This window comes from Bacillus glycinifermentans (assembly GCF_001042475.2).
Classification (GTDB): Bacteria; Bacillota; Bacilli; order Bacillales; family Bacillaceae; genus Bacillus; species Bacillus glycinifermentans.
On record NZ_LECW02000012.1, the window covers coordinates 29,913 to 53,898 of the forward strand.

Genomic DNA, 23,986 nt, shown 5'->3' on the forward strand with positions numbered 1-23,986 from the left:
TTTGCTATTCAATTTTAAATTTTGTCGTTAAATCGCGGAGCTCTTCCGCCATTTGTTCAAGCGTTGCCGCGGACGAACTGATCTCTTCCATTGAAGCGAGCTGTTCTTCCGCCGAGGCGGCGATATCCTGAATGCTGCCCGAGCTTTCCCTTGAAACATCGGCAATCTCCTCAACGGCTCCTGCGACTTCCTCAGACCCTGCTGACAGCTGTTCAACAGCCGCGTTCATGTCCTTTAGCTTTTCGGCGATTTCGTTCGTCATATTGTAGATTTGCTTAAAGCTTTTGTCCGTTTCGTCCGTAATCGTAAGCCCGGACTGAACTTCGCGGTTGACGGCCTGGAACATGTCAAGCGATTTTCCGATCTCCTGAACGATTTCCTGAATGAGGCCTTCGATTTCCTTTGCAGAGGATGCCGATTGTTCTGCCAGCTTGCGCACTTCTTCAGCTACGACCGAGAAGCCGCGTCCGGCTTCGCCGGCTCTTGCCGCTTCAATCGCGGCATTGAGCGCCAATAGATTCGTTTGATCTGCAATGCCGTTGATCACTCTAAGAATGGCCGTAATATCTTTTGACTTTCCTTCAAGTCCTTTGACGACAGATTCCGCCTGTTTCACGGACTGATCGATTGAATTCATCTGTCCGACCGTTTGCTGGACGAGATCTCCTCCCGTACCTGCGATTTGCGTCGATTGTACGGACGAATCGGTAATCGCAGCGGAAACTTTAGACATTTCGAGCAGTCTGTTGTTCATCTCAGTCAGCTGCTGAGAGCTTGTTTCGACCTTCTCGCTTTGGCTTTCATTTCCGTTTGAAAATTGTTCGATCGCCATAGTAATGTGCTCTGTCGCTTTGCTCGTCTGATCTGCGCTTGCGGTCAGCTGTTCTGAAGAAGAAGCCACATTTTCCACGGACGTTTGGATAACGCCGATCAGCGAGCGCAATGATTCAGCCATTTCATTAAAGCTCATGCCGAGCTGTCCAATTTCGTTTTTGGAACGGACGTTGATGTTTTGCGTGAGATCGCCGCCGCTGATGCTTTTCGCCGAAGAAACGAGCTCGCTTAACGGTCCTGTGATCGATCTGATAATGAAGAACATCAGGATGATGCCCGCTGCGATGCTAACGGCCAGCGTGATAAGAGCGGCATGCAGAACAGGCTGGGACGCTTCTTCGATTTCATTCGTATACATCGTACCGCCGATCTTCCAGCCCGTCAGCTTGTTGTCGCAAAAGCCATCTGCTTGTCGCCGTCCAGGTTGAATTTAGCGATGCCTTCGTCTTTTGCATACATTTGCTTGGACCAGCTGCTGTCTCCAATATCTGTGCCGGCTTCCTTCGTCGGATGGGCAACGAACTTTTTGTCGGCGCTTGTGATAAAGGCGTAGCCTTTTTTCCCGATTTGGACGCGGTCGGTTGCTTTAATCAGCGCTTCAATCTTCATATTGACCGCCACAACCCCGGAGCCGTCTGACGTTTGCTTGGCGATTGTGACGACCAGCGTTCCGGTTGACGCTGTCTTATAAGGATTTGTAACGACCACTTTTCCTTTATTTGCAACGGCTTGCTTATACCAGTCCCGATCAACCGGATTATAGCCGCTCGGCATCTCCTGAAACGGATAGCGGACGAACAGCCCGTCTTTTGATCCGGCGAAAATGCCTTCAACATCTTGATTCAACTCGGTGTACTGTTCAAATTTTGCTTTTAAAGTGGCGTTGCCTTTCTCTTTAAACGTACTTTCTTTAATCCAGTCGCTGAAGTAGGATATAGCCGTCGATTTCTGGCTGATATTCTGATCGATAATGTCATTGAGCTGTTTTACGTTTTCTCGGGCATTGCTCATGATTTCTGTATCAAGCGTACTGCTGGCTGTATGATAGGCGCTGTAAGAGAGCACGATAATAGGAATGGTTAAAATTAACAAAAATGAAAGAATTAATTTCTTTGCAATTGAGGGACGTTTGATCCAATTTATCATTTTTGACATATTCTTGTTGACCCCTTTTCTTTTATATTTTTAATATCGGATTCTTATAAAAAACTTTTTATTGATTTTTTAATTTTTTATAATCGAGGTTCGCCAAAAAAACACCCGGGGAACGCCCGGGTGTTTTCGTTATTCGATTTTAAATTTCATTGTCAGATCGCGAAGTTCTTCAGCAAGCTCCGCCAAGGTCGTAGAGGATGCGCTGATCTCTTCCATTGAGGCAAGCTGCTCTTCCGCTGAAGCGGCTATATCCTGGATGCTTGCCGAACTTTCTCTGGAAACGTCTGCTATCTCTTCGACGGCGCCGGATACTTCCTGAGAGCCGATTGACAACTGTTCGACCGCTGCATTCATCGTTTGCAGCTTGCCGGCGATTTCATTTGTCATATCGTAAATCGTTCTGAAGCTCGACTGTGTTTCATCGGTTATTTCAAGCCCTGACTGAACTTCATGATTGACCGATTTAAACATATTCAGCGAGTTGTCGATTTCTTTGACGATTTCCTGAATCAAGTCTTCGATCTCTTTAGCTGAGCCTGCCGACTGCGCAGCCAGCTTCCGCACTTCTTCGGCAACGACTGAAAAGCCTCTGCCGGATTCTCCGGCGCGCGCTGCTTCGATTGCGGCGTTCAGCGCCAGCAGGTTCGTCTGGTCAGCAATTCCGTTGATCACGCGCAGTATGCTTGTAATGTCTTTTGACTTGGCTTCAAGCCCTTTGACGACAGATTCTGCCTGTTTGACAGACCGGTCGATCGAATTCATTTGGCCGACCGTCCGTTGAACGAGCTCCTCACCTTTTCCGGCGATCTCGGTTGATTTTACGGAGACACCGGTAATGGCTGCCGATGTTTTTGTCATGTCATGAATCCCGTGATTCATTTTATTTAGCTGATGCGCGCTTGCTTCCACTTTTTCTTTCTGGCTTTCGTTTCCGTCCGAAAATTGTTCGATCGCCATAGTAATGTGCTCAGTCGCTTTGCTTGTCTGCGCCGCGCTTGCGTGGAGTTCTTCAGAAGATGCGGCCACATTGTCAACCGACGATTGAATGACGCTGATCAATGAGCGCAATGATTCGGCCATTTCGTTAAAGCTCGAGCCAAGCTGACCGAATTCGTCTTTTGACTTCACTTCGATCTGCTGCGTCAAATCGCCGCTGCTGATGCTTTTCGCCGATGAAACGAGCTGATTTAAAGGCTTGCTGATGCCGCGGACGATGAAGTAGACGAGTATGGCGCCCAGCACAATCGCGACGGCTAAAATGATCACGGCCATGTTGAAGACCGGCTGCGCCGCTTGTGTAATTTCATCTGTGAACATCGTTCCGCCGATTTTCCAGCCGGTTAATTTATTTGTTGTGAAAGCCATCTGCTTTTCTTTGCCTTCGAATGTGTACTTAAATGAGCCGTTTTCTTTGCCGTACATCTGTGTAACCCAATCGCCCTGGCCTTCCGTTCCGGCTTTGATTGTCGGATGGGCGATATATTTTTTATCCGCGCTTGCAATAAATGCAAACCCGTCTTTTCCGATATTGACACGCTTCGTCGTTTTAATCAGATCATCTATTTTCATGTTGACCGCGACGACTCCTGAGCCGTCTGCCGTTTGTTTTGCAATCGTGACAACCGTCGTTCCTGTTGAAGCGGTCTTATAAGGATCTGTTACGACCACTTCGCCTTTTTTCTCAACGGCTTTTTTATACCAGTCTCTTTCAACAGGATTATAATCGCTTGACATCTTTTCTTCAGGATAGCGGACGAACAGGCCGTCTTTTGAGCCTGTATAGATGGCTTCAACATCCTGGTTGAGCTTTGCGTATTGCTCAAACTTTTCCTTCAACGTAGCGTTTCCTTTTTCTTTATAGAGCTTTTCATTAATCCAGTCGCCGAAATATGAAACCGCATTTTCTTTTTTTCCGATATTTTGATCAATGATTTCATTCAACTGTTCGACATTGTCGCGGGCGCTTCTCATAATTTCGCTTTCAAGGGTGCTTCCCGCGGTTTGATAAGCGCTGAAGGAGAGCGCCAAAATCGGAACCGTCAAAACCAATAGAAAACTTAAAAACAGCTTTTTGGAAATCGACGGACGTTTGATCCATTCCAATAATTTGTTCATATGATATAACTCCTTTTAGCTTCTAAATTCATGAAATTAATATCGGACCATTAACATGTTTATGTATATAAAAAAACTTTTTAAGAATTTCGAAAGATTCTAAAAATAAGCAACAAAAAGAAGCTGCCTGGCAGCTCCTTCTATTATTCAATCTTAAATTTTCTCGTCAGGTCGCGGAGTTCTTCAGCCATTTGTTCAAGCGTCGCGGCGGACGAGCTGATCTCTTCCATCGATGCCAGCTGTTCCTCCGCAGATGCGGCGATGTCCTGAATGCCGGCGGTATTTTCTCTTGAGACTTCGGCAATGTCCCCGACCGCTTCCGATACGTCCTGCGAGCCTTTTGACAGATGTTCGACCGCTGTGTTCATCGTTTGCAGCTTGCCGGCTATCTCATTTGTCATGTCATAAATATGTTTGAAGCTGGCCTCGGTTTCTTCGGTGATTTTCAACCCTGACTGCACTTCATGATTGACCGACTGGAACATCGTGAGGGAATGTTCGATTTCTTTGACGATTTTCTGTATTAAATCTTCGATCTCTTTAGCAGAACCTGCCGATTGGGCGGCCAGCTTCCTCACTTCTTCAGCGACGACGGAAAATCCGCGGCCTGATTCCCCGGCGCGTGCAGCTTCGATTGCAGCGTTCAGCGCCAGCAAATTCGTCTGATCGGCGATGCCGTTGATGACGCGCAGGATTGCCGTAATATCTTTTGATTTGGCTTCAAGCCCTTTGACGACGCCTTCGGCCTGTTTAACTGAGCGATCGATTGAATTCATCTGGCCGACGGTTTTTTGCACGAGCTTCCCGCCCGTTTCGGCCACTTTCGTCGATTGTACCGAGGAATCTGTTATCTCTTCAGATACCCGGGTCATATCCTTTAACCTGTCATCCATGTTTCTTAATCTGTGCGAGCTCGACTCGACTTTTTCACTTTGGCTTTCGGCCCCGTTTGAGAATTGCTCGATGGCCAGTGTGATGTGTTCCGTCGCCTTGCTCGTCTGATCTGCGCTTGCTGTCAGCTGTTCTGAAGAAGACGCCACATGCTCGACCGATTCCTGAATGGCGCTGATCAGAGAACGCAGCGATTCAGCCATCTCATTAAAGCTTGTGCCGAGCTGTCCGAGCTCATCATTTGAGCGGACGTCAATTTTCTGCGTCAGATCGCCGTTGCTGATGCTTTTCGCCGATGATACGAGCTGATTCAAAGGCTTGCTGATGGCACGGACGATGAAGTATACAAGGATGCCGCCAAGGACAATTGCGGCGGCCAATACGATTGCTGCCATGTTGAAAACGGGCTGTGCCGCATCTGTTATTTCATCCGTAAACATCGTTCCGCCGATTTTCCAGCCCGTCAGCTTGTTTGTCGTATAAACCGTCTGCATTTCCTGATCTTGATCATTGTATGTGAACATACCTTTTTCCTTGCCGTACATCTGCTCTGACAAGCTTGATTCGACTTCGGTTCCGGCCTTGATTTTCGGGTTGGCTACGTATTTTTGTTCAGCGCTTGAAATAAAGGCAAATCCCCTTTTTCCGATGCTGACGCTGTTTGCCGATTCGATCAGCTGGTCGATGTTCATGTCAAGCGCGACAACGCCTGAGCCATCGTCGTTTTGCTTGGCGATTGTGATGACCATATGGCCTGTTGAAGCAGACTTGTAAGGTTCGGTGACGATCGTCTCGCCTTTTTTCTCAACGGCCTGCTTATACCAATCCCTCTCAACCGGATTATAGCCGCTCGGCAGTTTTGCATTCGGATATTGAGTATAGGCGCTTTCTTTAGATCCTGTGTATACAAGCTCGACATCCTTGTTTTGCTTAATGTACTGCTCAAATTTTTCTTTTAAAGAAGCCTGTCCTTTTTCGGTGTAGGCCTTTTTATTGATCGATTCGCTAAAATAAGCGACATCGGTTTCCTTGCTTCCGACATTTTGATTGATAATGTCACTTAATTCATCGACATTATCTTTGGCGCTCCTCATGATCTCGTCTTTAAGCGTGCTGCTGGCCGTATAATACGAGCTTGCCGCAAGAACGAGAATCGGGACTGTCAAAACCAGAATAAATGAGAACACTAATCTTTTTGAAATAGACGGACGCTTGATCCAATCCAATACCCTTTTCATTTTCCTTACCCCTTTTTCATCGATTTACTCATTTAATATCGGAGAAGGGGCCCGTTTTTACATCGAAAAAGAAAAAAAGGAATTTTCAAAAAACAGCTCTTTCGCGAATCGATGCCGCCGTTTCCCCTGCCCAAGCTTTAGGCATACGATAATAAAAAAGGAAAAAGGGTGCTTTTTATGATCAATATTTCAGGATATTGGCTTCGCCCGGAAGACGCGGAGAAACTGAACATCAGCCAAATGCAAAAGAACATCGTCAACCAGATGATTTCAATGCCTGCACAGTATAGATATGATGCGGTTCGCGAGCTGCTGTTCGAACTCAGCTTCAGGGAACATACCGTCGAATCGGCTAAAGCGCTGATCAACAGCGGAGCAAAGTTTGCCACTTTTTCAAAGACGTATGGCAATGAGGCGTTCTGGAGGGTGACGCCGGAAGGAGCTTTAGAATTGAGGTACAGAGCGTCCGCTTCCAATGCGATTAAAAACATTTTTGGAAGCGGTTCTCTTTACGCGTTTGAATGTGCGACCGCGATCGTCATCATCTTTTATATGGCGCTGGTCAGGACGATCGGCGATCAGGCTTTTGACAGACATTATGACAGGATCATTTTATATGATTGGCATTATGAGAAGCTGCCGATCTACACCGAAAAAGGGAACGATTTTCTTCCGGGAGATTGCCTGTATTTTCAAAATCCCGATTTCGACCCGTCAAGACCCCAATGGCGCGGGGAAAACGCCATTTTTTTAGGCAATGACCAATATGCGGCACACGGCTTAGGCATTTTGAGTGCGGGAAGCATCATTGAAAAGCTGAACCGGCTGAGAAAGCCCGGAGCACAGACGTCCGCCCATCTTCTTAGCCAAACCACGCGGGTTGATATTCCGGCGTTATACCAGATGATTAGATAGCCCGGACGGCAGGGAAGCTGATCCAGCAGTCCCTTTACGGTTGTTTCCCTGCTCACCGCCTGCACTCCCTGACTGCACCATAGGGACATGTTTTCCGGATTTTCTTAAAGGAGCGCCTGTTTTCTCACCGGTTTTGTCAATGCGTTTTGAACGGGATACGGCAGTGTACCCTCTTCGTCATATTGCCCGTCCTGGTTGACGATGCCCCTTGCCGGCTTTCCTGAAAACAGCTTTGTCAGCCTTGTATCGGTTTCAGAATTGTTGTTTGTATACGGCAGGCGTTCCGCTTCAACGCATATCAAAAAAGCCGCTCCTGCTTGGGCGCCCTTGCGCCCAGTGCGAAAGCCGCGTGGTTGCCCGCTTCACTTCCTTGGACGACGAATGAAATTCACTCCCCAGCAATAACCGCTTTATGGAACTCATTCATCGTATTTCCTCCTTTTAACCGGCGATGATTTTAACATAACACGTCCTGGATCTCGGACCGTCAAATTCACAGAAATAAATCCCCTGCCATGTCCCGAGCACCAGCTTCCCGTCTTCAATGATGATATGCTGCGACGCACCGACTGTACTCGACTTCATATGTGCCGCCGTATTTCCTTCCATATGGCGGTCAAGCCGGTGTTCCCATGGATATACTTCATCAAACCGCCTCAGCATATCCCGTTTTACATCGGGATCGGCATTTTCGTTGATCGTGATGCCCGCCGTCGTATGCGGGCAATAGACGATAACAACGCCGCTAGACACTTCTTCTTCGCTGATAAATGTCTGCACTTCGTCAGTGATATCGAGCATTTCATCCCGCTTGTTCGTCTGAATGGCTATTTTTTTCAACATGTCAATCTGCTCCTTTCTTTCATCTTCAATTCGCTGTCAATTGCCGATCTCCTGTTTTGGCAGGACATAAACCCGTGCTTCATAAGGCTTCATCATAAACGAAGTCAGATGCTGATGAGGTTTTATATCCATATTGGAAAGCAAGAGTCCGCCGCTTGATAAAGGGTAAGCGGGATGACGGTAAAGCGCGGAATCCGGACTGAGATTTACCATCACTAGCGCGGTTTCTCCTTCAAGCTTGCGCAAATAGGCAAAAATTTGCGGGTCCTCCGCAAGGATGAGTTCAAACGCGCCGTCAATGAACACATCATGTCGTTTCCTGATGGCGATCATCCGTTTGTAGAAATGGTAGATCGAATCCGGGTCCTGCTGCTGGCAGGCGACATTGATCAAGCGATGATTTTCATTAACGGGCAGCCACGGCGTTCCGCTTGAAAAGCCGGCATTGCCGGAATCCGTCCATTGCATCGGCGTCCTCGCATTATCCCTGCTCCTCCTCCAAATCGCTTTCATCGTGTCTTCGTGCGATCTGCCGGCTTGTCTTTGACTGTCATAATAAAGTTTTACGGAAATGTCGTCATAATCTTCGATATCGAAAAACGCAACATTCGTCATTCCGATTTCCTGCCCCTGATAAATAAAAGGAGTACCCTTCATCAAAAAATACATAGCAGCCAGGGCTTTCGCACTCTCATTTCTGTATGTCCCGTCATCCCCCCATACCGAAACAGAGCGGGGCTGATCATGGTTTTCCGTAAAAAGCGCATTCCATCCCACCCCTTCAAGGCTGGTCTGCCAGCATGACAAGATGCGTTTCAGTTCAACGATATCGATTTGCGCTCCTGCCTCAATGTCCCAAAGGCCGAGATGCTCGAACTGAAAAATCATGTTGAACATCCCGTTTTTCTCGCCGGCCCATTCTGCCGCTTCATCCGCTTTAACCCCGTTTGCTTCCCCGACCGTCATGATGTGCCCGTGTTTCGCAAACGTTTCCTGCTTCAGCTCCCGAAGGAATTTCATAATCCCGTCAACATTCATGTGATAATCATAGGAGGGTACATAGGGAAGATCATTCGGATTGGTCAGGTCTGGGAGCCCTTCCTTTTTCTTAATATGGGAAATCGCATCCACCCTGAAACCGTCTATTCCTTTTGCAAGCCACCAGTTCACCATCCCGTATACGGCGCGGCGCATGCCGCTGTTTTCCCAATTCAAATCAGGCTGTTTTTCCGCAAATACGTGCAGGTAATATTGATCAGTTTGACGATCATACGTCCAGGCGGAGCCGCCGAATATGCTTTCCCAATTATTCGGTTCACCGCCGTCTTTCCCGTCCCTCCAAATATACCAGTCGCGTTTCGGCGATTCTTTATCAGCCCTTGATTCGATAAACCACGGATGCTCATCGCTGGTATGGTTGATGACAAGATCGATGACAAGCTTCATGCCGAGCTGATGGGCCTCAGACAATAAGGCGTCAAAATCGTCCATCGTCCCGAATTCTTTTAAGATGCTTTGATAATCTCTAATATCATAGCCATTATCGGCATTCGGCGAATCAAAAATGGGACAAATCCAAATGGCGTCAGCCCCCAGTTCTTTTATATAAGAAAGCTTTGCCCTGATTCCGTTAATATCCCCGATACCGTCTCCGTTTGAATCCATAAAGCTGCGCGGATAAATTTGATAAACAACCGCCTCTTTCCACCATGCCCTTGTCATCAGCACACCCCTTATCGGTTATTTCGTTTGATATATATAGTAAAAAGCGCAAAAAAATCACCGCCCTTTTAAAAGAGCGGTTGTATCATCTTTTAGCGGACCGTGACATCCCAATTGGAAATGTTAATCTGTCCCGTCCCTCCGAAAATTTCCGTTCCGAATTCGACGCTGCTGACATATTTGGTTTTAGAGAGCCATTTCTTTGAACCGGCGAGGTAGTTTGTGAAGTCGCGGATGTTTAAGCTTGCGCTTTGAACATTTGATGTTCTGACAAAGGAATACACATTCCAGCCCTTGCCGTTCCCTGAATCTACATATCCTTTATGCACGTTCCATTTGTGGCCGCCGATTGAAACCGTTTCGACGTATGAACCTAACGGCCCGGCGTTAGTATTGTTCAGCCAAATCATGATTTCATCGGTTGGAGCAGAGTCCCAGCTCGCTTTATTCGTGTTGTGCAGCCAAATGTCGTAGGCGGCATTATACGTTCCGTTCGCACTGATCGAATAGCTGACTTTTGTGTTGATATTTTTTCGATCCGACAGACGGGTCGGGAATCCGCTTCCTTTCGTATAGCCTTCGGTCCAATGCCAACCGCTGACAATCGACGGATACGCCTTCACAGAACTTGTGCTGCTCGGCCAATTCCATACCCAGCCTAAATCGGAATCGCTGTTATGATAAATGGTCTGCCACCAGCCGCTGACTTGATCAGCTCCCCATATATTGTTGAAAATGTAGTATTTTTTGTTTTTAAAATACATTTTGTCTGACGGGGTTGAGGACGAAGCGCCCAAGGCCGTCAGCGGCCCCGCCAATAACATAATGCATGCGATGCCAAATAGAAGAAACGATTTTACGGCATGTCTGTTCACGTTTTCCAAACCTCCTTATATGATGTACAGACGATATTATAAAAGAGATTGGACAACGGCACATTCGCAAAAAGTCATGATTTCCATGAATAGATCTTCTTATCTTTTTCACATTCCCCTTCAGACAGAAAGCAAACAGTGGCTATAGAACTAAAAAAGCAGCCGCACGATCCCGCAACTTAAAAATCCGTTTTTTTGACTTCGACAAAGCGAATATGATGATCCTCAGCGTCAAGAATCTTAAATTCGCATCCCTCCGAACGGAAAATATCGCCGTTTTTGAGCTCCATTTTTTGCGTGAGGAGCCATCCGCCAATCGTGTCGACTTCTTCGTTTTCGATTACGATGTGAAGCAGGTCATTCACCTCGTCAATGAGCGCTTTGCCGTCCATGATATAATGATGCTCGCCTTTTTTAACGATATGCGGCATTTCGTCCTGATCAAATTCGTCCCTGATTTCCCCGACGATTTCTTCCAAAATGTCTTCAACGGTGACAAGGCCGGCCGTTCCTCCATATTCATCGACAAGGATCGCCATGTGGATGCGTTCTTTTTGCATTCTGATCAACAGCTCCTGAATGGGGATGCTTTCGATCACTCTAATGACCGGCCTCATCAGCTCGGACAAGTCAATCGTCTGTTCGAGAAAGTACGATTTAAAGAGATCCTTGCTGTTGATGATGCCGATAATATGGTCTTTATCATCCTTTATCACCGGATATCTTGTGTAGCGTTCATTCATGACCGTTTCAATCGCTTCCTTCATCGACTGATCCGATGAAATCACCGCAATCTCCGTCCTCGGCACCATGATCTCCCTTGCCAGCCGGTTGTCAAATTCGAAGATTTTGGTGACATATTTATACTCCGACTGGTTGATTTCTCCTTTTTTATAGCTCTCGGAAAGCATGATCCTCAGCTCTTCCTCGCTGATCACCACTTCATGCTCCTTCACCGAATGAAAGCCGAACAGCTTCGCCAGCGCGCTGGCTGACCCGTTTAATAATTTAATGAAAGGAAACATGACCTTATAGAAAATAATAAGCGGCCTCGCCGTCCATAAGCTGACGGCTTCCGCTTTTTGAATCGCAATCGTCTTCGGCGCAAGTTCTCCAATGACGACATGCAGAAAGGTAATAACGACAAAAGCCGTTACGACCGACGCGACCCCTAAAACCGTTTCAGGTATGCCGACGTAGGCAAAAACCGGATGAATGATTTTCTCAAACGTCGATTCCCCGAGCCAGCCGAGCCCCAGAGCTGTGATGGTAATGCCGAGCTGGCAGGCGGATAAATATTCATCAAGGTTTGAGACGACCCTTTTGGCTGCGATCGCCCGCGTATCTCCGGTCTCCACCAATTGATCAATTCTTGTGCCGCGAATTTTGACAATCGCAAACTCTGCGACGACAAAGAAAGCCGTAGCTGCGATTAAAAGCATGACGAGTATGACATTCAAGATATTCAAAAAAAACCCTTACCAAACATGGTAAGGGGTCACCTCCTCTGACTAAAGGTTAATCATCATTACGACCGGACAGGAAAATCGCCACAAAGCGCAGCAATTCGAACAATGAAACGAGCGCTGCGGCAACATACGTCAAGGCAGCGGCACCAAGCACCTTGCTTACGCCTCTTTCTTCATTGTTGCGGATCATTCCTTCTGAGACGATAATCCTCTTCGCCCTGGAGCTTGCGTTGAATTCAACAGGCAGGGTCACGAGCTGGAAGAATACGGCCGCTGAAAATAAAATGATGCCGAGACCGATCAAATTAAAGCTTCTGAGCAGCATACCGCCAAGGAACAGGAATGGCGCCACGCCTGAAGCAAAGTTTGCGATCGGAAAGATTTTATGTCTTAACACAAGCGCGCCGTATGATTCCTGATGCTGCAGGGCATGTCCGACTTCATGAGACGCAACGGAAATCGCTGCGATCGAACGGCCGTAGTATACAGGTTCTGACAAGCGCACGACGCGTGTCGTCGGGTCGTAATGGTCTGTCAAGGTTCCACTTACCGGTTCAACCGGCACATCGTAAAGGCCGTTTTGGTCAAGAATATGTCTGGCCACTTCCGCTCCAGTTCTCCCGCTTGAGGCCTCTACTTTTGAATATTTTTCAAAGTTGCCCTTTACTTTAAATTGTGCCCAAATCGACAAACCTAATGCAGCAAATGTCAACAAGTAAAAAATCATGCTCATGCAATCATCTTCCCTCTTTATGCTAAATAGTTTTTTTATCGTAATATTAAATATATTTTATTTGAGGGATCCTTTTTTGTACAGAAAAGTGCATCACCTGCTTTTTTGCGGGAAGCACACCCCGATAAACAAAAACACCATCCCCGAAATCATTACATATAAAGGCGGCCTCGTCACCAGCTCCTTAAAAAACTCCATCCAGAACACCCCGTCTGAGGAATGATGAACCTCATTTAAATCAAAAACAAATTGAACGGACGCCCCGGCCATCAGGTGGAACCCGATCAGCATCATGATGAGTCTCGCCAGACACGACATTCGTCTCTCATCCCTCACTCGTTTTGTAACAGTGTATGGAAAGACAAGAATCAATATGCCGGGGCACAACATGTATATTTCAAGAATGACATTATTTATTGTCCGCATAAGCGCGGAGTGTTATGACCTGAAAAATTTTCACAAAAGAGGGATATACTGATTAAAAAAACGCATTTCGGGGTGGTGACACGGTGAAAGTAACAGACCAGGAAAAAGAACAGCTCAGCACAGCAATAGACAAAATGAATGAAGGACTTGATGCATTTATTCTCCTTTATAATGAATCGGTAAAGGACGAGCCCCTGATCGACTATGAAGATGAAACGGCTGACGTTATTAAGCAGGCGATCGAGCAATACGGGAAGGAAAGCATTAATCAAAAATTAAATGCGATCATAAAAGAAATTTTATCCTTTTCTCTTTTGAAAGATGGTGAAAAATCGTGAAATCAAACCGCGTGTTTATCGGGTGGCTCAGATGGCCGATTTCTCTCCGCATCGCGACTATTATCATTTTGCTGATCATATTATTCGGACAGCTCATTTCATTGGTGGAGCCTGAACAATTTCCAAACGTTTTTGAAGGAATCTGGTGGGCGCTGATTACCGTTTCTACGGTCGGCTACGGCGACTATGTTCCCAAAACCCCTGCCGGGCAAATCGTCGGCATGCTGCTCGTGTTATTGGGAGCGGCGTTTGTCACGGCATATTTTGCGACGATGGCAACGGCCGCTTTCCATAAACAGCAGCGCTATGCAGAAGGCAAAGTGAATTACAAGGGACGCGGCCATATGATTTTGATCGGCTGGAACGAAAAAGCGAATAAATTAATGAGGACGTTGCAATCCGCTGATACAAACAAAACGATCGTTCTGATCGATGAAACGCTGAGGGAAGGGCCCCTGTTGGAAAACATCCATTTCATCCGGGGGTATGCAGCAGATGACGCCGTTTTGCAAAAAGCAAACATTGAAGAGGCGGAGATCGTGTTTATCACGGCAGACCAGCATAAAAACGAAGCAGATGCGGATATGCAGTCGATCTTGACATTGCTTGCGGTGAAAGGGCTCAATCCGTCGGTCTATTGCCTGGTCGAAATATTGACAGAAAGACAAAGAAAAAATGCCGAGCGCGCGGGAGCCAATCAAATTTTCAGCACGGCGGAGCTTTTAAAAACGGCGATGCTCCGGCACTTTCTCATCAAAAATCAGCTTTCTGACCCGCTCTTTCAAGAGGCAGACGTTCATTTGAAAATTCATGCGATTCCCGTGCCTGACCGGATGGCGGGCAGTTCTTTTCAGGAGGCGGTCAGCCATTTTATGAATGAGCACATTTTAATTATCGGCGTGCAGCAAAAAGACGGCCCGATTTTATCCCCTTCATTTTCTTACACGATAAAGAAAACGGATAAACTGCTGTCGCTTTAAGACAACAGGGCTTTTTCGAGATCCTTTACCGAAGAACGCCCTAGCTCTACATACACGTCCGGAATATCGGCGTCTTTTTTCTTCGGTTCGGCAAACTGGTCAAAAGACGCCCGGACATTTCCCTGTGTCACATGATCATCAAGCGCCTCCTGATAGACGTGACGGAGCAAAAAAGGCCGGCCCAGTTGGACAGTCGCGTTTTGCGAATCAAGCTGCCCGTCTTCAGCTTCAAACGGCAGCCGCAAAAAAAGGTAGCCGTCCGCGTCGTCGAGTTTATAATCAAAAAAGCCGCGGTCATACTCCCAGCCCCCGCCGATGATAAACCCGAGCGGCTTCAGCGTTTGTTCAAGATGGTAAAGCGAAAACGAACGATTTTCGAGTTCAGAAGGTATGCTGATCATGTTAAAACCCCTTTCCGATAAATGTCATGTTAAAAGCTGCTGCTGTTTTTTTTGAATTCTTTCCGATGTTCGTCAGATTTCTTTGAATAAATCGTGACATTTTGTCCTGCGGTGAGCCCGTTTTGCAAAAGTTTACTCATAACCAATTAAGCTGTTCTGTCAAGAGTCGCTGTCTTTACATCAAATATTTTTGAAATCCTGCATTTCCAACTGATCAACGGTCATTTTGTGTTTTTTGAGGTTTTTTTCATGCAGCTGTCCGTGGATAACGGCTGTTTTCGGAAATCATGGTTTCAAAAAAATTAAATCTCAAAAAATCGATGACCATCAGCGTGAAAATAAAGATAGTTACGGAAGCAATCGTTTTCCCAGACGCTGTTGCCGTCCCGAACGATCGGCTGGACAATCATCGTACCTATCAAAAAAACCGTAACAACGGTTGGTGCGACCGTCATCTGGTCTGCTTGAAATCCTCACCAGGCACATGCCTGCTAAAATTAGAAAAAATACTTTAAAAACAAAGTCCATTTTTCTCCTCCTAATTCATTACATTTAGTATTTCTTAAGAGGCTGTTCACTATGCCTGACAGGGGCTTTTTCAAAAACAAAAAAGCGCCCCGCCATGTTATACACGGCGGGACGCTCATATGAAGATTTTATTGATTCAAACGCTTCTCAAGCTCGGCTTTTTTCTCTTCAAAGCCCGGTTTGCCGAGAAGGGCGAACATGTTCACTTTGTACGCTTCCACCCCAGGCTGGTCAAACGGATTGACGCCAAGCAGGTAGCCGCTCATCGCGCAGGCTTTTTCAAAGAAGTAGACAAGATATCCGAACGTATAGGCGTTCATTTCAGGTACGTTAACGATCAGGTTCGGTACGTTTCCGTCCGTATGTGCAAGCATCGTGCCCTGGAACGCTTTCTTATTGACGAAATCAACCGTTTTTCCGGCAAGATAGTTCAAGCCGTCAAGGTCATTTTCCGCCTCTTCAATCGTCAGCTCATGTCTCGGCTTCTCAACGTTCAACACCGTTTCAAACATGTCTCTTCTTCCTTCTTGTACGTATTGTCCAAGAGAGTGAAGGTCAGTTGAGAAGTTGGCAGACGACGGATAAACGCCTTTTTCGTCTTTTCCTTCGCTTTCTCCAAACAGCTGTTTCCACCATTCTGCAAAGTACTGAAGGCCAGGCTCATAGTTGATCAGCATTTCGATCGTTTTGCCTTTATTGTAAAGGATGTTTCTGACGGCGGCATATTGGTACGCCTGATTGTCTTCAAGCTCTGAGGAAGCAAAGTCTTTGCTGGCATCGGCCGCACCTTTCATCATTTCGTCAATATCGGCTCCGCTTACGGCGATCGGCAATAAACCTACCGCAGTCAAGACAGAGTAGCGGCCGCCGACGTCGTCAGGAATAATGAACGATTCATAGCCTTCTTCATCAGCAAGCGTTTTTAATGCACCGCGCGCTTTATCAGTCGTTGCATAAATGCGGCGTTTTGCTTCTTCTTTTCCGTACTTTTCTTCAAGAAGCTTGCGGAAGATCCGGAAAGCAATCGCCGGTTCTGTCGTTGTTCCAGATTTGGAAATGACATTGATTGAGAAATCGGCATCTTCAAGAAGATCCATTACTTCTCTCATATAAGAAGAGCTGATATTATTGCCGACGAAAATCACCTGAGGCGTCTTCCGTTTTCCTTTCGGCAATACGTTGTAGAATGAATGGTTCAGCATTTCGATCGCAGCTCTCGCTCCGAGGTATGAACCGCCGATTCCGATGACGAGCAGAACGTCTGAATCGTTTTTAATTTTTTCAGCGGATGTTTTAATGCGGGCGAACTCTTCTTTGTCATAATCTGTCGGAAGGTTGACCCAGCCTAAAAAGTCGCTTCCAGCACCTGTTTTTTCATGAATGGAGTGGTGGGCGACTTTTACGAAATCGCGCAGATATGTAAGCTCCTGTTCTTTAAAGAAAGGCAATGCTCTTGAGTAATCAAAACGGACATGCGTCATGATAATAAACCTCCAGTACTCACTGTTTTGTTCAGATATCCCGCCAGCGCTTTCATTTTAAGTAAAGCCGGGGGTCTGACATGTCGATTTTCGGCGACAGCCTTTTCCCTTTTCACTTTATATGAACTCCATTGTGAAATCAAGTGATGAAAAAGGGTAAATGGCATATCTCCGGCCCGGAAAAAACGATTGTTTAAAGGAACTGATTGATTTTTGTCAAAATGGCGAACAAAAAACGGCCTGGGAAGAGACGGTCCTTCCCGAGCCGTTTTCCTTTCGCTTTTACAAAGAAGCCTTCAAAATCGATAACACGTCTTCTTTATTCAATGTTTTAAAGCGGCCGAATTCGCCGTTTGCCATCGCTTTGTCAGCAATGAGGTCCAGCTTTTCATCGGTGATGCCGTAATCGGCGAGGCGGTTCGGCGCACCTAGGCTGGTCCAGAATTCAGAAAGCTTTTCAATGCCTGAAAGCGCGATTTCACGGTCTGTTTTACCCGCATCATCAATATCGAACACGCGGACGGCAAGCTGTTTAAAGCGGCCGACATTTTCAGAGAGCGTATGCTTCATCCAGTTCGGGAACAGGATCGCAAGCCCCCCGGCATGCGGAATGTCGTACACTGCGCTCACGGCGTGCTCGATATTGTGGGTTGCCCAGTCTCCGCGCGCGCCCATTGACAGCATGCCATTGAGCGCAATTGTGCCCGTGTAGAGGATCGTTTCGCGCAGCTCGTAGTTTTCAAGGTCTTCGATCAGCTTCGGAGCTGTTTCAATCACCGTTTTCAGCAGGGATTCACACATCCGGTCCTGATATGGCGTATTTTTTGTATGGTGAAAATATTGCTCGAACACGTGTGACATCATATCGACGATGCCGTAGATCGTATGGTCTTTAGGAACCGTGAACGTGTTGACCGGATCGAGGATCGAAAATTTAGGGAAAACAAGCGGGCTGCCCCATCCGTACTTCTCATTGGTTTCCCAATTTGTAATCACGGACCCCGAGTTCATTTCCGAACCTGTCGCCGCTAATGTCAAAACGGTGCCGAACGGCAGCGCTTCGGTCGGAATGTGTTTTTTCGTAACGATATCCCAGGCGTCTCCGTCATATTTTGCACCGGCAGCGATTGCCTTTGTACAGTCGATGACGCTTCCGCCTCCGACCGCCAAAAGAAAGTCGATATCGTGTTCCTTGCAGAGTCTTGCGCCTTTATTGACGGTTGCGACCCGTGGATTCGGCTCAACGCCTGCCAGTTCATGAACATTCAGCCCCGCTTTTTCGAGGATGGAAACGACTTGATCATATAAACCGTTTCGTTTAATGCTGCCTCCTCCGTAAACAAGCAGCACGTTTCGGCCGTATTGTTTGACCTCATCGGCAAGCTTTTCGACTTCGCCGCGTCCGAAAATGAGTTTTGTGGGATTCCAATATGTAAAGCTGTCCATGCAATCTCCTCCTTTATCCATATTATCTTGAAAGACCTTCCGCCGTGTAAAGCGATCTGCTCTTCTACGCATAAACTTTCCAAAACCGTCACAATCTATAAATGTTTCATGATATGAAAAAGGAGGAACACAAATACATGAGTACGCTTCAACGAATCGCATTGGTACTTACGATCATCGGGGCAATTAACTGGGGACTGATTGGTTTTTTTCAATTTGATTTGGTCGCAGCCATCTTCGGAGGTCCAGGCTCCGCCATTTCCCGGACGATTTACGCGCTTGTCGGAATTGCCGGTTTAATCAACCTCGGGCTTTTATTTAAACCTAACGAGGAGACCGTTCGTGAAGACGCCAAAGAGCCTGAAATGCGCTAAAATATGCAGATATAAAAATAACTCCGGTTTTTAACCGGAGTTATTTTTTGTCGCCTTATTTTTTAATTAAATCTTTTCTGTTTGACTGCTCAATCCACTCTTCAAGCTTATCTTTCAACGTGTTGAACCCTTGAGGAGTAGTAGCTTCTTCCGCTTGAGCGGCCTTTTGCTTTCTAGGCTTGTTTTCTCTACGTTCAGGAGCTACCTGTGTCGCGCGGATGGAAAGACTGATCTTTCCTTTTTCTTCATCTACAGAAAGAACTTTCACCTGCACTTCATCGCCGATTGCCAAATGTTCATTGATATCTTTAACGAAGCCATGCGTTACTTCAGAAATATGCACGAGTCCCTGAGTTTCTTCATCTAAGGCTACAAACGCTCCATACGCCTGTAATCCAGTCACCTTTCCGGTGTAAACATTGCCCACTTCAAATTTTGCTGTCATACCTAACAACTCCTAAATCTTATGAATTTAATCTCTTTTTATACGCAATAAAAAATTATATCATACAAGTCATTTATAAGCAAAAAAACTTTTTTTGCAAATATATGTTTACAGCCCAAAGAAAAAGGGAATACTGAGAATAATTAGGCTTTCTAGTATTCCCCCCTTATTTTGGATGCGGACCTGTCAAGGTTTCGCATTTTTTTGTCTATATGCTTTGAACGAACCGCTTCATTCTGACGAGCGCTTCCTGAAGCTGCTCAAGCGATGATGCATACGAGCATCTGATGTAGCCTTCGCCGCTCGAACCGAATACATTTCCGGGAACGACGGCGACTTTTTCCTTCATGAGAAGTTCTTCGGCAAACACTTCTGACGTCATGCCGGTTTTTTTGACCGACGGGAATGCGTAAAAAGCGCCTCCCGGATGGTGGCAGTCCAGCCCCATCTCATTTAATGCGTCTACAAAAAGGTTCCTTCTGCGGCGATAGCTTTTTCTCATTTTTTCCACATCATCCAAACCGTTCTTCAGCGCTTCTTCAGCAGCAAATTGCGCCATGCTCGGCGCACACATCAGCGAATATTGGTGGATTTTCAGCATCGGGTCCCTTAAAAAAGCCGGAGCCGCGACATACCCGAGACGCCAGCCCGTCATGGCAAAGCCTTTCGAAAAGCCGGATATCAAAATCGTCCGCTCTTTCATTCCGCTGATCGCGGCAAAGCTCGTAAATGCTTCGTCATAGGTGAGCTCCGCATAAATTTCGTCGGCAATAATGATGAGATCTTGCTTTTCCGCAAAATCCGCGATCTCTTCCAGCTCTTCTCTCGAATAAACAGACCCGGTCGGATTTGACGGCGTACAAAGAATGATCGCTTTCGTTTTTTCCGTAAGGGCGGCTTCAAAATCTTCAGGTCGCGCTTTGAATCCGCGCTCGGCGTTCGTATGAATATGGACCGGATTTCCCCCGGCCAACGCGACGAGAGCTTCATAGGCGACAAAACAAGGCTCTGGAATCAGCACTTCATCTCCCGGGTCGAGTATTGCCCTGATCGCGATATCAAGCGCCTGGCTTGCCCCTACTGTCACGATCAGCTCGTCATCCGGGGAATAGTCAAGATGAAAGCGTTTATTTAAATAAGCGCTGATTTCCCTCCTTAAAGAAGGCAGACCGGCATTGGCGGTATAGGAGGTGTAGCCTTGTTCAAGCGATAGAATGCTCGCTTCCCTCACATTCCATGCCGTTACAAAATCAGGCTCCCCGACCCCCAAAGAAATCACGCCCTCCATCGTTGACGCAAGATCAAAAAACTTGCGGATGCCGGACGGTTTGATTTGCTGTGCTGCTTTTGATACATAGGTTGCTCTCATGTTAAGGAGACACCACGATTCTTTTGTCATCATTACCGGAGTCAAAAACTTTACCGTCGTGCTTGTATTTCTTTAAAATAAAGTGGGTGGTTGTTGATACGACAGATTCAAGCGTCGATAATTTTTCCGATACGAAGTGAGAAATATCCGACATCGTTCTGCCGCGGATGACGACAGACAAATCATAAACACCTGACATTAAGTAAACGGATTCAACTTCATCAAACCTGTAGATGCGCTCTGCCACCTCATCGAACCCGACGCCGCGCTTCGGCGTCACTTTGACATCGATCATCGCCGTCACGCCTTCATGGCCGTCTACTTTCCGCCAGTCGATCATCGCCGAATAATCGATGATTACCTTTTCTTTTTCAAGCTTTTCGATGATGGCCTTTGTTTCTTCCTGAGAAATATTCGCCATTTTCGCAATCGTTTCCGGATTCAGGCGGCTGTTCTCCTCTAATATTTCGAGTATTTCGGTTTCCTTTTCTGTTAGCTTCATCTGCTTCACACCTTTTATGTCGAGAAATCTTCTGATTATTATAGCACGATTTTTTGCGAATGTAAGTCCGGAAAAAATCGCGTGAAAAAAATTTTTTCGGGTACGATATGAAAGACTGGCTGACGATGTGCAGTTAGTTTACGTTAGTGCTGAAACAAAACCATTCGGAGTGATTTTTATCATGCTGTTAACAAAACCTTCGACACAGAAGATACAAGGGGTCGATATCTATTACGAACATTATGATAATCCCGGAAAAACAACGCTGATTTTAATACACGGATTTCTTTCGTCTTCGTTTTGCTACAGAAAAATCATTCCTTTATTAAAGGATGAATTTAACATCATCGCCATTGACCTGCCTCCGTTCGGTCAATCGGAAAAATCGCAGACTTTTATTTATACCTACAGGAATATGGCCAAGGTGGTCATCGATTTGATTGAACAGCTCACGATTAGCGAGGCCATCCTGGTCGGCCATTCGATGGGCGGGCAAATTTCGCTTTATGCCGTAAAAGAAAGGCCAGAATTGTTTAAAAAGGTCGTGCTGCTGTGCAGTTCCGGGTATTTGAAGCGGTCGCCCCGTTCGCTTGTTTTCGGAAGCCACATTCCGTACTTTTATTTGTACATTAAACGCTGGCTGTCCAAACAAGGCGTGCTGAAAAATTTGCGGAACGTCGTATATGACAGTAATCTGATCGATCAGGAAATGATCGACGGCTATTTGAAGCCGTTTCTCGACGACCAGATTTTCAGGGCGCTCGCCCGGCTCATCCGCCATCGCGAAGGAGATTTAACACCCGACGATTTAAAAAAGATCGAAACCCCCTCCCTTTTAATATGGGGTGAGGAAGACCGCATCGTCCCGGTTCAGATCGGAAAAAGGCTGCATCAGGATTTGCCTGATTCCACGTTTTATTCTTTGCAGCATACCGGGCATCTCGTTCCGGAAGAAAACCCCGATTACGTGTCAGATAGGATCGCAGAGTTTGTCCTCACATAAAAAAAACCGCCCATCAAGGCGGCTTCAGCGTGTCGACAAACCTTCGCATTCGTCGTCAGGTCTCAAGGAACGGCGGCTAACGGCCCGTACTGCCTGAACACCGCCGTCATCACGTCCTGTGAAAGTCTGATGCCAGGCCTTCCTAGACGGGTCACGCTGAATGGATGACAAAATCCTAAAACTTTAAATCGTTTTAGGATTTTGTCAACAATCTGAGGCCGCCGGAACACCGGCGGCTTTTCGTTTTCCGGCACACAAGGCTTGGCCTTAACCGGGTGCTTTCATATGATATCAGCAGGTGCTGCTGTCTTTAATGACGAGCAGCCGCTCCGCCAGCTTTTTGCAATCCTCCAAAGGCAGCTCTTTGTCAAACGATACGTCAAAAATGGTTTGAATCGCTTTTCCAAGCCGCTCGGGATCATCTTCTGTATAGACGGCCTGGACGATTTCCGCCGCTTCCGTTTCGTAGAAATCCCCTCCGGCCTGAAAAGGGTCCCATTTTTTTATCATTTGGATGATTTGCGCTGCTGCTTGACTTTCTTCCATGTTTATCACCGCTTAACGTGTAATTATACACGGCTATTGTACCACAAGGATCGAGGTGTCCGGGAAGAAAAGCTCGTTTTTTCCCTTTTCATTTTTCTTGCTTAACCATTGCAATCTCTTTTCATGATCGTTAATGTATTACATATGAAAGAGACATGAGGTGAGATCATGGATTTTAATACAGAACAAAACAGACTGGGAACCCAGTCCGTCAAATGGGATTTGACCGAGGAGCTGTTCGGCGTGAAAGACGCGCTGCCAATGTGGGTGGCGGATATGGATTTTCGCGCGCCTCAAGAAGTCATTGATGCGCTGCAACAGCGCATCGAGCACGGTGTATTTGGATACACGTCTCCAAATGCAGCCACGAAGGAAGCTGTCGCAGGGTGGCTCAGCCGAAGACACGGCTGGGAAATCGATCCGTCAGCAATCACCTTCAGCCCGGGCATTGTAACCGCTCTCGGCATCGCCGTCCAAGCGTATACAGAACCGGGTGACAGCGTGATCGTGCAGCCGCCCGTCTATCCTCCGTTTTTTGACATGGTGAAAAGAAACGGCCGCAACGTTTTACATAATCCATTAATAGAAAAAAACGGACGTTATGAAATGGACTTCGATGATCTTGAAAGGAAGCTTCAAGAGCCGAATGTAAAGCTTTTGATCCTTTGCAATCCGCATAATCCTTCAGGACGTTCCTGGACGAAGGATGAACTGGCAAAATTGGGCGAGCTTTGCCTTTCCCACCAGGTGACCGTCGTTTCGGACGAGATCCATTCCGACCTGATGCTGCACGGATTGAAGCATACACCGTTCGCTTCCATTTCCCGGGAATTGGCCGCACTTTCCATCACATGCATCGCTCCGAGCAAGACGTTCAATTTGGCGGGCCTTCAGGCGTCAGCCATCATCATACCGGATCTGACGAAAAGAAATGCATTCCTAAAGACGATGCAGCGCGTCGGGCTGTCGTCTTTAAACGCGTTTGCCGTCACCGGGATGGAAGCCGCTTATTCAAAAGGAGAACCATGGCTCGACAGCTTGATTTCCTATATCGAAAACAATATGGAAGAAGTCCGCGCCTTTTTGGCCCGTGAGCTGCCGGAGGTCAAGATGATGATTCCTGATGCTTCATATTTGATATGGCTCGACTGCCGGGCGCTCGGCCTCTCAGATCAGGAATTAAAGGACAGGCTGCTCCATAAAGGAAAGCTCATCCTTGAGCCGGGACCGAAGTACGGCCCTGGCGGAGAAGGTTTTGTGAGAATGAACGTCGGGTGTTCGCTGCAGGTCGTAAAAGAGGGACTGAAACGGCTGAAAACGGCCTTATCATAAGCACTCCGGCCGCAGGCCGGGTGCT

The 23,986-nt window shown here is 46.8% G+C and carries 22 protein-coding genes and 2 pseudogenes; 6 read left to right on the forward strand and 18 right to left on the reverse strand.

Annotation, left to right across the window (positions count from 1 at the left end):
• Nucleotides 1-4: 4 nt before the first annotated feature.
• The 3 genes and pseudogenes from tlpB (AB447_RS08175) to tlpB (AB447_RS27615) all read right to left on the reverse strand — a co-directional run bounded on the left by tlpB (AB447_RS08175) (nt 5) and on the right by tlpB (AB447_RS27615) (nt 6,233).
• Nucleotides 5-1,989 (reverse strand): annotated as a pseudogene (tlpB, locus tag AB447_RS08175) (methyl-accepting chemotaxis protein TlpB).
• A gap of 129 nt (nt 1,990-2,118) precedes the next feature.
• On the reverse strand, nt 2,119-4,104 hold the full coding sequence (gene tlpB, locus AB447_RS08180) for a methyl-accepting chemotaxis protein (RefSeq protein WP_057957511.1): 1,986 nt from the start codon (nt 4,102-4,104) through the stop codon (nt 2,119-2,121).
• A 143-nt stretch (nt 4,105-4,247) separates the two neighbouring features.
• The gene (tlpB, locus tag AB447_RS27615; protein WP_057957512.1) at nt 4,248-6,233 is read right to left on the reverse strand and encodes a HAMP domain-containing methyl-accepting chemotaxis protein; all 1,986 of its coding nucleotides are present in this window, start codon (nt 6,231-6,233) and stop codon (nt 4,248-4,250) included.
• A 177-nt stretch (nt 6,234-6,410) separates the two neighbouring features.
• On the opposite strand from tlpB (AB447_RS27615), the gene AB447_RS08190 reads away from it, so the two are divergent.
• Nucleotides 6,411-7,148: a protein-glutamine gamma-glutamyltransferase gene (locus tag AB447_RS08190; protein ID WP_048354749.1), complete on the forward strand. Its 738-nt coding sequence runs from the start codon at nt 6,411-6,413 to the stop codon at nt 7,146-7,148.
• Nucleotides 7,149-7,252: 104 nt separating this feature from the next.
• Here the strand turns inward: AB447_RS08190 and AB447_RS08195 are convergent.
• The 7 genes and pseudogenes from AB447_RS08195 to AB447_RS08225 form a co-directional block, all read right to left on the reverse strand.
• Nucleotides 7,253-7,480 (reverse strand): annotated as a pseudogene (locus tag AB447_RS08195) (nitronate monooxygenase); the annotation flags it as partial.
• Between the two features lie 109 nt (nt 7,481-7,589).
• The gene (locus AB447_RS08200) at nt 7,590-7,991 is read right to left on the reverse strand and encodes a secondary thiamine-phosphate synthase enzyme YjbQ (protein WP_048354741.1); all 402 of its coding nucleotides are present in this window, start codon (nt 7,989-7,991) and stop codon (nt 7,590-7,592) included.
• A 36-nt stretch (nt 7,992-8,027) separates the two neighbouring features.
• Nucleotides 8,028-9,713, reverse strand: a complete 1,686-nt coding sequence (locus AB447_RS08205) for a glycoside hydrolase family 13 protein (RefSeq protein ID WP_048354742.1) — start codon at nt 9,711-9,713, stop codon at nt 8,028-8,030.
• Between the two features lie 92 nt (nt 9,714-9,805).
• Complete coding sequence (locus AB447_RS08210; RefSeq protein WP_048354750.1) at nt 9,806-10,537, reverse strand: GH12 family glycosyl hydrolase domain-containing protein; 732 nt, start codon at nt 10,535-10,537, stop codon at nt 9,806-9,808.
• 230 nt (nt 10,538-10,767) lie between these two features.
• The gene (locus AB447_RS08215; protein WP_048354743.1) at nt 10,768-12,057 is read right to left on the reverse strand and encodes a hemolysin family protein; all 1,290 of its coding nucleotides are present in this window, start codon (nt 12,055-12,057) and stop codon (nt 10,768-10,770) included.
• 49 nt (nt 12,058-12,106) lie between these two features.
• The gene (locus AB447_RS08220) at nt 12,107-12,784 is read right to left on the reverse strand and encodes a zinc metallopeptidase (protein WP_048354751.1); all 678 of its coding nucleotides are present in this window, start codon (nt 12,782-12,784) and stop codon (nt 12,107-12,109) included.
• Nucleotides 12,785-12,883: 99 nt separating this feature from the next.
• Nucleotides 12,884-13,108 (reverse strand): YuzI family membrane protein, encoded by a 225-nt coding sequence (locus AB447_RS08225; protein ID WP_048354744.1) that lies wholly within the window; start codon nt 13,106-13,108, stop codon nt 12,884-12,886.
• Nucleotides 13,109-13,299: 191 nt separating this feature from the next.
• Between AB447_RS08225 and AB447_RS08230 the strand changes: the two genes are divergently transcribed.
• Both AB447_RS08230 and AB447_RS08235 read left to right on the forward strand, forming a co-directional pair.
• Nucleotides 13,300-13,554, forward strand: a complete 255-nt coding sequence (locus tag AB447_RS08230; protein ID WP_046129944.1) for a protein mistic — start codon at nt 13,300-13,302, stop codon at nt 13,552-13,554.
• The gene (locus AB447_RS08235) at nt 13,551-14,534 is read left to right on the forward strand and encodes a potassium channel family protein (RefSeq protein ID WP_048407159.1); all 984 of its coding nucleotides are present in this window, start codon (nt 13,551-13,553) and stop codon (nt 14,532-14,534) included. The genes AB447_RS08230 and AB447_RS08235 overlap by 4 nt, the downstream gene beginning before the upstream one ends.
• Here AB447_RS08235 and AB447_RS08240 read toward each other — a convergent pair.
• From AB447_RS08240 to AB447_RS08255, 4 genes are all read right to left on the reverse strand, one after another.
• Nucleotides 14,531-14,935: a YugN-like family protein gene (locus AB447_RS08240; protein ID WP_048353808.1), complete on the reverse strand. Its 405-nt coding sequence runs from the start codon at nt 14,933-14,935 to the stop codon at nt 14,531-14,533. The genes AB447_RS08235 and AB447_RS08240 overlap by 4 nt on opposite strands.
• A 348-nt stretch (nt 14,936-15,283) precedes the next feature.
• Entirely contained in the window at nt 15,284-15,463 is a 180-nt protein-coding gene (locus tag AB447_RS08245) for a hypothetical protein (protein WP_057957513.1), read from the reverse strand.
• A gap of 128 nt (nt 15,464-15,591) precedes the next feature.
• The gene (locus AB447_RS08250; protein WP_048353807.1) at nt 15,592-16,944 is read right to left on the reverse strand and encodes a glucose-6-phosphate isomerase; all 1,353 of its coding nucleotides are present in this window, start codon (nt 16,942-16,944) and stop codon (nt 15,592-15,594) included.
• 282 nt (nt 16,945-17,226) lie between these two features.
• Nucleotides 17,227-18,390 carry an iron-containing alcohol dehydrogenase gene (locus tag AB447_RS08255; protein ID WP_048353806.1) on the reverse strand — a complete coding sequence of 388 codons (1,164 nt, stop codon included), beginning with the start codon at nt 18,388-18,390 and terminating at the stop codon, nt 17,227-17,229.
• 137 nt (nt 18,391-18,527) lie between these two features.
• On the opposite strand from AB447_RS08255, the gene AB447_RS08260 reads away from it, so the two are divergent.
• Nucleotides 18,528-18,764: a DUF378 domain-containing protein gene (locus AB447_RS08260; protein WP_048407158.1), complete on the forward strand. Its 237-nt coding sequence runs from the start codon at nt 18,528-18,530 to the stop codon at nt 18,762-18,764.
• A 55-nt stretch (nt 18,765-18,819) separates the two neighbouring features.
• On the opposite strand, the gene yugI is transcribed toward AB447_RS08260, so the two are convergent.
• From yugI to AB447_RS08275, 3 genes are all read right to left on the reverse strand, one after another.
• Nucleotides 18,820-19,209: a S1 domain-containing post-transcriptional regulator GSP13 gene (yugI, locus tag AB447_RS08265; RefSeq protein ID WP_048353805.1), complete on the reverse strand. Its 390-nt coding sequence runs from the start codon at nt 19,207-19,209 to the stop codon at nt 18,820-18,822.
• 208 nt (nt 19,210-19,417) lie between these two features.
• Nucleotides 19,418-20,578: an aminotransferase gene (locus AB447_RS08270; protein ID WP_057957514.1), complete on the reverse strand. Its 1,161-nt coding sequence runs from the start codon at nt 20,576-20,578 to the stop codon at nt 19,418-19,420.
• A gap of 1 nt (nt 20,579) precedes the next feature.
• The gene (locus AB447_RS08275) at nt 20,580-21,080 is read right to left on the reverse strand and encodes an Lrp/AsnC family transcriptional regulator (RefSeq protein ID WP_046129935.1); all 501 of its coding nucleotides are present in this window, start codon (nt 21,078-21,080) and stop codon (nt 20,580-20,582) included.
• Between the two features lie 181 nt (nt 21,081-21,261).
• Here AB447_RS08275 and AB447_RS08280 point away from each other — a divergent pair, with 181 nt between their 5' ends.
• Nucleotides 21,262-22,083: an alpha/beta fold hydrolase gene (locus AB447_RS08280; protein WP_048353803.1), complete on the forward strand. Its 822-nt coding sequence runs from the start codon at nt 21,262-21,264 to the stop codon at nt 22,081-22,083.
• A 291-nt stretch (nt 22,084-22,374) separates the two neighbouring features.
• Here the strand turns inward: AB447_RS08280 and AB447_RS08285 are convergent, their stop codons facing one another.
• The gene (locus AB447_RS08285; RefSeq protein WP_046129933.1) at nt 22,375-22,629 is read right to left on the reverse strand and encodes a DUF1871 family protein; all 255 of its coding nucleotides are present in this window, start codon (nt 22,627-22,629) and stop codon (nt 22,375-22,377) included.
• 168 nt (nt 22,630-22,797) lie between these two features.
• Between AB447_RS08285 and AB447_RS08290 the strand changes: the two genes are divergently transcribed.
• Nucleotides 22,798-23,961 carry a MalY/PatB family protein gene (locus AB447_RS08290; RefSeq protein WP_048353802.1) on the forward strand — a complete coding sequence of 388 codons (1,164 nt, stop codon included), beginning with the start codon at nt 22,798-22,800 and terminating at the stop codon, nt 23,959-23,961.
• Nucleotides 23,962-23,986: the final 25 nt, after the last annotated feature.

Coding starts and splice junctions, on each gene's coding strand:
- AB447_RS08225 (WP_048354744.1), bottom strand. CDS start 13,108: ATGTCGTGTCTGGCGAGACTCATCATGATGCTGATCGGGTTCCACCTG.
- AB447_RS08205 (WP_048354742.1), bottom strand. CDS start 9,713: ATGACAAGGGCATGGTGGAAAGAGGCGGTTGTTTATCAAATTTATCCG.
- AB447_RS08210 (WP_048354750.1), bottom strand. CDS start 10,537: ATGTTATTGGCGGGGCCGCTGACGGCCTTGGGCGCTTCGTCCTCAACC.
- AB447_RS08255 (WP_048353806.1), bottom strand. CDS start 18,390: ATGGACAGCTTTACATATTGGAATCCCACAAAACTCATTTTCGGACGC.
- AB447_RS08220 (WP_048354751.1), bottom strand. CDS start 12,784: ATGATTTTTTACTTGTTGACATTTGCTGCATTAGGTTTGTCGATTTGG.
- tlpB (WP_057957511.1), bottom strand. CDS start 4,104: ATGAACAAATTATTGGAATGGATCAAACGTCCGTCGATTTCCAAAAAG.
- AB447_RS08260 (WP_048407158.1), top strand. CDS start 18,528: ATGAGTACGCTTCAACGAATCGCATTGGTACTTACGATCATCGGGGCA.
- tlpB (WP_057957512.1), bottom strand. CDS start 6,233: ATGAAAAGGGTATTGGATTGGATCAAGCGTCCGTCTATTTCAAAAAGA.
- AB447_RS08240 (WP_048353808.1), bottom strand. CDS start 14,935: ATGATCAGCATACCTTCTGAACTCGAAAATCGTTCGTTTTCGCTTTAC.
- AB447_RS08280 (WP_048353803.1), top strand. CDS start 21,262: ATGCTGTTAACAAAACCTTCGACACAGAAGATACAAGGGGTCGATATC.
- yugI (WP_048353805.1), bottom strand. CDS start 19,209: ATGACAGCAAAATTTGAAGTGGGCAATGTTTACACCGGAAAGGTGACT.
- AB447_RS08250 (WP_048353807.1), bottom strand. CDS start 16,944: ATGACGCATGTCCGTTTTGATTACTCAAGAGCATTGCCTTTCTTTAAA.
- AB447_RS08285 (WP_046129933.1), bottom strand. CDS start 22,629: ATGGAAGAAAGTCAAGCAGCAGCGCAAATCATCCAAATGATAAAAAAA.
- AB447_RS08245 (WP_057957513.1), bottom strand. CDS start 15,463: ATGGACTTTGTTTTTAAAGTATTTTTTCTAATTTTAGCAGGCATGTGC.
- AB447_RS08270 (WP_057957514.1), bottom strand. CDS start 20,578: ATGAGAGCAACCTATGTATCAAAAGCAGCACAGCAAATCAAACCGTCC.
- AB447_RS08290 (WP_048353802.1), top strand. CDS start 22,798: ATGGATTTTAATACAGAACAAAACAGACTGGGAACCCAGTCCGTCAAA.
- AB447_RS08200 (WP_048354741.1), bottom strand. CDS start 7,991: ATGTTGAAAAAAATAGCCATTCAGACGAACAAGCGGGATGAAATGCTC.
- AB447_RS08275 (WP_046129935.1), bottom strand. CDS start 21,080: ATGAAGCTAACAGAAAAGGAAACCGAAATACTCGAAATATTAGAGGAG.
- AB447_RS08190 (WP_048354749.1), top strand. CDS start 6,411: ATGATCAATATTTCAGGATATTGGCTTCGCCCGGAAGACGCGGAGAAA.